This is a genomic window from Cellulosimicrobium cellulans (genome assembly GCF_042723955.1).
GTDB classification, from domain to species: domain Bacteria; phylum Actinomycetota; class Actinomycetes; order Actinomycetales; family Cellulomonadaceae; genus Cellulosimicrobium; species Cellulosimicrobium cellulans_H.
In genome coordinates, this window is sequence record NZ_JBHXIC010000132.1 from 1 (window position 1) to 7,864 (window position 7,864).

The 7,864-nt window shown below is 76.1% G+C and carries 6 protein-coding genes; 3 read left to right on the forward strand and 3 right to left on the reverse strand.

Features of this window, described 5'->3' with window-relative positions:
* Positions 1 to 504: 504 nt before the first annotated feature.
* Positions 505 to 1,041 carry a MarR family winged helix-turn-helix transcriptional regulator gene (locus ACFWH7_RS20080; protein ID WP_378219284.1) on the reverse strand — a complete coding sequence of 179 codons (537 nt, stop codon included), beginning with the start codon at positions 1,039 to 1,041 and terminating at the stop codon, positions 505 to 507.
* A gap of 92 nt (positions 1,042 to 1,133) precedes the next feature.
* Here ACFWH7_RS20080 and ACFWH7_RS20085 point away from each other — a divergent pair, with 92 nt between their 5' ends.
* Both ACFWH7_RS20085 and ACFWH7_RS20090 read left to right on the forward strand, forming a co-directional pair.
* Positions 1,134 to 2,084, forward strand: coding sequence for an LLM class flavin-dependent oxidoreductase (locus tag ACFWH7_RS20085; protein WP_378219286.1), 951 nt, complete (start codon positions 1,134 to 1,136; stop codon positions 2,082 to 2,084).
* Entirely contained in the window at positions 2,081 to 4,411 is a 2,331-nt protein-coding gene (locus ACFWH7_RS20090) for an LLM class flavin-dependent oxidoreductase (protein WP_378219288.1), read from the forward strand. Before ACFWH7_RS20085 ends, ACFWH7_RS20090 begins: the two co-directional genes overlap by 4 nt.
* Positions 4,412 to 4,444: 33 nt before the next feature.
* Here ACFWH7_RS20090 and ACFWH7_RS20095 read toward each other — a convergent pair whose 3' ends face one another.
* Positions 4,445 to 5,674 carry a benzoate/H(+) symporter BenE family transporter gene (locus ACFWH7_RS20095; protein ID WP_378219290.1) on the reverse strand — a complete coding sequence of 410 codons (1,230 nt, stop codon included), beginning with the start codon at positions 5,672 to 5,674 and terminating at the stop codon, positions 4,445 to 4,447.
* Between the two features lie 89 nt (positions 5,675 to 5,763).
* Here ACFWH7_RS20095 and ACFWH7_RS20100 point away from each other — a divergent pair, with 89 nt between their 5' ends.
* Positions 5,764 to 6,393, forward strand: coding sequence for a helix-turn-helix domain-containing protein (locus ACFWH7_RS20100; RefSeq protein WP_378219292.1), 630 nt, complete (start codon positions 5,764 to 5,766; stop codon positions 6,391 to 6,393).
* On the opposite strand, the gene ACFWH7_RS20105 is transcribed toward ACFWH7_RS20100, so the two are convergent.
* Entirely contained in the window at positions 6,390 to 7,688 is a 1,299-nt protein-coding gene (locus ACFWH7_RS20105; protein WP_378219294.1) for a PrsW family intramembrane metalloprotease, read from the reverse strand. The two genes, ACFWH7_RS20100 and ACFWH7_RS20105, sit on opposite strands and share 4 nt — an antisense overlap.
* Between the last annotated feature and the right edge of the window lie 176 nt (positions 7,689 to 7,864).

Sequence of the window (7,864 nt, forward strand, 5' to 3'; positions counted from 1 at the left end):
GCCCGACACGACGCGGCACCACCACCCACCCCGCCCGGCGTCGAGTCGCCCTGGTCGGTCCTCGCCCGGGCGACGTCCCGCGATGTCGGGTGCGTGCACCGCAGCCGACGGAGCGCGCCGCCGAGCCACCGCGCCGCCGAGCCACCGCGCCGCCGGGTCGCCGTACGGTCGCGGGGCCGTCGAGCCGGGGCAGCGGCGGCGAGCAGATGTTCGGGGCTCGTCCCGGTCGGCTGACGAGCCCAGAACACCTGCTCGACCCTCCCGGCCTACGGTGCCCGACCCTCGAGGGGCCCGGCGTGCGTCGCAGCCAGCGACTCGACCGCCTGGCTGGTGATCGCACCGCAGTGTGGGTGCCCATCGCCGTCGGGGCATGACTCGGTTCTCTCCCGGCGGGCGGGTCTACTTCGGCGGACCAGGGTCCTGCCTCGACCGACCAGGGTTCTACCTCGACCGACCGGGGTTCTACCTCGACCGACCGGGGTTCTACCTCGGCCGACCAGGGTTCTACCTCGGCGGGGTGGTGACGCCGAGCGTGTGCTCGGCGACGGTGCAGGGGTCGGTCGTGGCGTCGACGTCGCGCAGGTCGCACGCGACGCGGCGCATGAAGGTGCGGAAGGTGCTGCGCTCGTCCGGCGCGAGCATGCCGAGGAGCTGCTCCTCGGCGTCGTGCACTCCGCCGGCCCATCCGGCGAGCCGACGGCGGCCCTCGGGCGTGGCGACGACCCTCCGCGCGCGACGGTCGGCGGGGTTCTGCTGCCGTTCGACGAGGCCCGCCGCGACGAGGTCGTCGACGAGGTAGGTCATGACGGTCCGGTCGATGCCGTGGTGCTCGGCGAGCGCGAGCTGCGTGGGGTGGTCGCCCTGCGCGACGGTGACGAGGACCTGGTAGCCACGCGTGCCGTGGGGGACGTCGTCGAGCGCCTGCTCCACGGTCGCGCGGTAGGCGCGCAGCAGCACGCCGAGGTGCCAGCCGAGGTCCTCGAGGCGGCCGGGGAGCTCGGCCGGGCCCGTCGTGGCTGCGGTCGTCGTGGTCGTGCTCATCCGCACAGACTACCGCCGGGAATGCGGTTGCACCACCTATCTGTTACAGATATGTTCTGTCTGACAACGTATTTTCCAGATCGCGAGGAGCCATGCCCGACTACGGCCACGACCTGCGCTTCGGGTCCTTCGTCACGCCCACCGCCGCGGCACCGCACCAGGCGGTCGCGCTCGCGCAGCTCTCCGAGGAGGTCGGCCTCGACCTCGTCACGTTCCAGGACCACCCGTACCAGGCGGCGTTCCTCGACACGTGGACGCTGATGTCCTGGGTCGCCGCGCGCACCGAGCGCGTGCGGATCGCGGGCAACGTGCTCAACCTGCCGCTGCGCCCGCCTGCCGTTCTCGCGCGCGCCGTGGCCAGCCTCGACCGCCTCTCGGGCGGGCGGGTCGAGCTCGGCCTGGGCGCGGGCGGGTTCTGGGACCCGATCGTCGCCATGGGCGGCGAGCGCCTGACGCCGGGCGAGTCGGTCGACGCCCTCTCCGAGGGGATCGACGTCGTCCGCGGTCTGTGGGACACGTCCACGCGCGAGCGGCTCGTGGCGGGCGGCGCGCGCCACCACGTCGACGGCGCCAAGCGCGGGCCCGCTCCGGCGCACGACGTCGAGATCTGGGTCGGCGCGCTCAAGCCCCGGATGCTGCGTCTCGTCGGGACGAAGGCCGACGGCTGGCTCCCGTCGCTCGCGTACCTGCAGAGCTTCGAGGCGCTGGCCCAGGGCAACGCGACGATCGACGCCGCCGCCGAGGCCGCAGGCCGCGACCCGCGCGCCGTGCGTCGTCTCCTCAACGTCGGCGGCCGGTTCTCCGCCGACGGGGGTGCAGGCTTCCTCCAGGGCTCGCCGCGCCAGTGGGCAGAGCAGGTCGCGGAGGTCACGCTCGAGCACGGCGTGTCCACGTGGATCGTCGCGGGCGACGACCCGACGACGCTCGCCGTGGTGGGGCAGGAGGTCGCGCCCGCGGCGCGCGAGCTCGTCGCGGCGGCGCGCGGCACCACGCCGGACGGCCCGGTGGCGAGCATCACGACCGACGGCGAGGTCCGCGCATGACCGACTACGGCCACCCGCTCCGGTTCGGCACGTTCGTCACGCCGTCGGCGCAGGACCCCGAGACCACGGTCGGGCTCGCGCGTCTCGCGGAGGACCTCGGCTACGACCTCGTGACGTTCCAGGACCACCCGTACCAGCCGCGCTTCCTCGACACGTGGACCCTGCTGTCCTACGTCGCGTCCGCGACGGAGCGCATCCACGTCGCGCCCGACGTCGTCAACGTCCCGATGCGCCAGCCCGCCGTGCTGGCACGCGCCGCGGCGAGCCTCGACCTGCTGTCCGACGGGCGCGTCGACCTCGCGCTGGGCGCGGGCGCGTTCTGGGACGCCATGGTGTCGATGGGCGTCGAGCGCCTGACGCCGGGCGAGTCGGTCGACGCGCTCGCCGAGGCGATCGAGGTGATCCGCGCGATCTGGGGCGAGGACGGCGACGCCGAGCTGTTCGTCCCCGGGCGCCACCACCGGCTCGACGGCGCGACCCCCGGCCCGGGGACCACGCGCCGCATCCCCGTGTGGCTGGGCGCGCTCGGCCTGCGCATGCTGCGCCTCGTCGGCGAGAAGGCCGACGGCTGGCTCCCGTCGCTGGGACGCGTCGGCCTTGACGGGCTGCGCGCGGGCAACGCGCGCATCGACGAGGCCGCGACCGCCGTCGGGCGCGACCCGCGCGAGGTGACGCGCCTGCTCAACGTGTCGGGCACGTTCGACGCGGGCGCCACGGCGTCGGGTCTCGGCGGCGTGCCGGACCTCGCCGGTCCGCCCGAGGCCTGGGTCGAGCGGCTCGTGCCGCTCGTCCTGGAGGAGGGCGTCTCGACGCTGATCCTCGCGACCGACGACGAGCGCACGACCCGCCGGTTCGCCGAGGAGGTCGCGCCCGCGCTGCGCGACGCCGTCGCCGCCGGGCGCGCGGCGCGCGGCACGGACACGTCGCGCGTCGTGCCGCTCGCCGTCCGCGCCGCGCGCCGCAACGGCATCGCCTACGACGACGTCCCCGCCTCGCTCGCGGAGCGCGCCGTCGAGCCCGGCGACGCCGCGTACGCGGGCGTGCGCTCGAACTACCTGCGCGGCGGCGCCCCGGGGCTCGTCCTGCGCCCGCGCGACACCGCTGAGGTCGTCGAGGCGCTCGCCTTCGCGCGCACCCAGCCGGTGACGCGGACGGTGCCGCTGTCCGTCCGCTCGGGCGGTCACGGGATCAGCGGGCGCTCGACGAACGACGGCGGGATCGTCCTCGACCTGGGCGCGCTCGACGCCGTCGAGGTGCTCGACGACGCCGCGCGCCTCGTGCGCGTCGGGCCCGGTGCGCGCTGGGGCGAGGTCGCGGCGGCGCTCGCGCCGCGCGGGTGGGCGATCACGTCGGGCGACTACGGCGGCGTGGGCGTGGGCGGACTCGCGACCGCGGGCGGCATCGGGTTCCTCGGCCGCGCGCACGGCCTGACGATCGACCACGTCCGGGCGGTCGAGGTCGTGCTCGCGGACGGGTCGGTCGTGCGTGCGAGCGACGAGGAGAACCCGGACCTGTTCTGGGCCGTGCGGGGTGCGGGGTCGCAGGTCGGTATCGTGACGTCGTTCGAGCTCGTCGCGGACGAGGTGTCCGCGGTCGGGTTCGCGCAGATGGTGCACGACGCCTCCGACCTCGCCGAGTTCCTCGAGCGCTGGGGCGCGACGGTCGAGACCTCGCCGCGGGACACGACGAGCTTCCTCATCGTCGGGCGCCCCCGACCGGGGCAGCCGGTCGTCGCGCAGTCCATGACCATGGTCGACTCCGACGACCCCGACACGGTCCTCGCGCGCCTGCAGCCGTTCGCGGCGATCTCCCCGCTGCTCGCGCAGGCGACGGCGCAGATCGTGCCGTACGACGCCGTCGTCTCCGCGCCCGCGCCCGGGCCGCACGGCGGGCAGGGCGAGCCCGTGTCGCGGTCCGGCCTGCTGGAGCACCTCACGCCCGAGGCGTCCGCCCGACTGGCAGGCCTCGTCGCGAGCGGGGACACGTACTTCTTCCAGATCCGCTCGACGGGCGGCGCGGCGTCCGACGTCCCCGCGGACGCGACGGCGTACGCGCACCGGTCGGCGAACTTCTCGGTCGTGGCGATGGGGGCGAGCCGCTCCCGGCTCGACGCGCGGTGGGACGCGCTCGCCGACGTGTTCGAGGGCATGTACCTGAGCTTCGACACCGACCAGCGCACCGAGCGGGTGACGGACGCGTTCCCGCCCGCGACCCTGGAGCGGCTGCGGGAGGTCAAGCGCCGCGTCGACCCGACGAACGTGTTCCGCGACAACCTCCCCGTCCTCGGTCCGGACCCGCTCGAGCCGGCACCGGCACCCGCGACGTAGAGCCTCCCGTCGCGAGGTAGAAGACGGGGGGTTCTACCTCGCGACGGCTTGTTCTACCTCGCGCGAACCGGGGTTCCCTGTCGGTGGTTCCGGTGCCCGACGGCGGACGGTGAGCACCGCGTGGACGGCGAGCCCGGCGAGGATCGCCCAGAACGCGGCGGCGATGCCCGCCACGACGACGCCGCTCGCGGCGACGAGGAACGTCACGACGGCGCCCTCGCGCCCGCGCGGCTCGGCGACCGCTCCCGCGACGGCGGCGCCGAGCGTGCCGACGAGCGCGAGCCCGGCGGCCGCCTCGACGAGGCCCGCCGGCGCGGCGGCGACGAGCGCGGCGAGCCCGGCCGACCCGACGGCGAGGACGAGGTACGCCCATCCGGCGGTGTGCGCGGCGAGCCAGCGGCGCCGGGGGTCGGGGTGCGCCTCGGGCCCCGCCGCGAGCGCGGCGGAGATCGCCGCGAGGTTGATCGTGTGGCCGCCCGCGGTCGCTCCGGCGAGGGTCGCGAGCCCGGTGACGGTCATCGCCTCGCGCCACGGCACGCGATAGCCGAACGACGCCATGACGGCGACGCCCGGTACGTTCTGCGACGCCATCGTCACGACGTAGAGCGGGACGGCGAGCCCGACCACCGCCTGCCACGAGAGCGTGGGGGCCGTGAGGTCGAGGCGCGGGACGGCGTCGGACCACGCGAGCGTGCCGCTGTGGACGGCCTCGTAGCCGACGATCGCGAGCGTCACGGCGAGCGCGGCGGGCGCCGCCCAGCGCGGCGCGACCCGCAGCAGCACGAGCCACGTGAGGATCACAGGCGCCACGAGCAGCGGCGTCGCGACGACCGCCCGGACGGGCGCGAGGCACAGCGTGAGGAGCACGCCGGCGAGCATCGCCTGGGCGATCGGCGTCGGGATGGCGGCGACGAGGTCGCCGAGGCGCGGCCAGAGCGCGGTGAGCAGCACGAGCCCGCCGACGACGCAGAACGCGCCGACCGCGGCGGGCCACCCGCCGGCGACCGCTCCGGTGCTCACGAGCAGCGCGGCCCCGGGCGTGGACCACGCGAGCGTGAGCGGGGTGCGGTGCCGGGTCGTGAGCCAGAGGATGCCGACGGCCTGCGTGACGCAGAGCGCGACGAGCCCGGACGCGGCCTGGTCGGGGCTCGCGCCGACGGCGCGCAGCCCGGCGAGCACGACGGCGAACGAGCTCGTGAAGCCGACGAGGGCGGTCACGAGCCCGGCGAGGACGGGGCGCAGGCGGTCCGAGGCGGTGTCCATGCTGCTCCTGGCGGGCGGCGAGGGGAGAGCGTTCTGTTCGTGGAACGCTACCAGAGGCTCTGCGGCACCGGCGCCGGTAGGCTGCGCCCGTGAGCGACGGGGCGGGGCGCGCGGGACGACGGCCGGACGGCGATCCCGCGGGGGCGCCCGGACGCTCGGACGGACGGACCGGTGACGGGACGCTCGCGGCCGTCGCCGCGCAGCTCCGGGCCCTGCGCGCCGAGCGTGGCCTCTCGTTGTCGGCGCTCGCGGCCGCGGCGGGCATCGGCAAGGGCTCGCTCTCCGAGATCGAGCACGGTGCGCGCAACCCTACGCTCGCGACCCTCTATGCCCTGGCCGGGGCGCTCGGCGTCCCGCTCGCGACGCTGCTCGCCGAACGGGCGGGCACGGAGGTCTCGTCCGAGGGTGTCACCGCACGCCTGCTCGACGCGCACCACCTCCCGAGCGGCACCGCCGTCGAGGTCTACCACCTGCACCTCGAGGCCCACGCGGACCGGACGTCGCCGCCCCACGGGCCGGGCGTCGTCGAGCACCTGCTCATCACGCGCGGCCGCCTGCGGGCCGGGCGCCACGGTGCGGAGGCGGTCGTCGAGGAGGGCGACGAGCTGCGCTGGGTGTCGGACGCCGACCACACCTACCGAGCGCTCGACGGCGCCCCGGTCGACGCGGTGCTCGTGATCCGGACGCCGCCCCGGGTCGCAGGCTCGGGTCCGGCCTAGTACGCGCCCTGACCGGGCACCCACGCGTCGGAGGTGAAGCCCGACGACGCGCCCGGGGACCACGGCGCGGGCGGCGGCTGCGGCGTCCGGACGAGGAACGCCTGGCGTGCCGTGAGCATGAGCTGGAGCAGCGCGCGGCGCTGTCCCTCGACGCGCCACGCCTCGACCGCGCCGCGCGCGACCCGGTCGTGCAGCAGCGCGAGCTCCGTCGCCGCCTGCTGGTAGTCGCGCATCGCGTGCGCGGCGCCGGTGCCGCCCGTGCGACGGGCCCAGTCGCGCGCCTGGCGGCGCCCGGCGAGCGTCGAGAGCATCGTGAGGTCCGCGGGCGTGACGAGGCCGGTCGGGACGTACGGGACGAGCTGGCGCTGGATCGTCGCGACCGTGCGGCGCCGGTCCCGGACGAGCAGCACGATCAGCGTGATCAGGACACCGAGCCCCACCAGGTAGGCGACCCCGAGCGCGAGCGTCCCGAAGCCGGTCGAGGCGTTCCACAGCATGTGGAGCGCGATCGCCGCCGCGAGGCCGCCGAGCGGCGCGAGGACACGGCGCGGGCCGGGCGGGCTCGTGGCCGCGCTCGCGACGCCGAGGCCCGTGAGCGCCGTGCACAGCGGGTGCAGCAGGGGAGTGACGAGCGCGCGGAGCACGAACGTCGGGCCGAGCGTGCCGTCCTGCGCCGCCATGATGAAGTACGTGACGTTCTCGACCGCGGCGAAGCCGAGCGCGACCATCGCCGCGTAGATGACGCCGTCGGTCCAGCCGTCGATCTCGTGCCGGCGGAACCACAGCATCCCGAACAGCACCGCGCCCTTGAGGATCTCCTCGACGAACGGTGCGCCGAACGACGCGACGACGTACCAGCCGACCTCCTCACCGAACAGCGGCGCGGTGAGCAGCTCGAGCCCGAGCGTGTTGAGGATCCCCGCGACGAGCGTCGCGATGCCCGCGCCCCACAGGAACGCCACGACGAGCGCGCTCGGCGGCTCCGGCTCGAGGCGGTCGAGCGCGAGCACGACCGGCAGCCAGATGCCGAGCGGCACGAGCGCCAGCAGGAGCCCGACGGTGAACGTCCCGACCCCGGACAGCGCCGCGAGCACGAGGCCGACGAGCAGGCACAGGCTCGCGACCGCGATGGTCACGATGACACCGACGCGCGCCCGGCCCGGCGGGCGACCCTCCAGGACCGCGCGCGGGTCGAGCGGCACCGCGGCGCCCGCCGGGCCCTGCGGGTGCGGGGGCACCGGCGTCGGCTGCGGGTGCGGCGGAGGGACGGCGGGGCCGTGCGGCGGGTAGGTCACGGGCGGTAAGGCTACGCACCCGACCGCCGCAGGGAAAAGGCGTCCGCCGCCGATGGGCCCGAACCCGGGCTTACGGGAACCGCGGTCGCGGGGACCCGGGGGGTGGGCCGGGGGGGGGGGGGTGCCGCCCGCCAACCCCCCGGCGGGCCCCGCGGGGGGCGGCGCTCGCGCGCGCG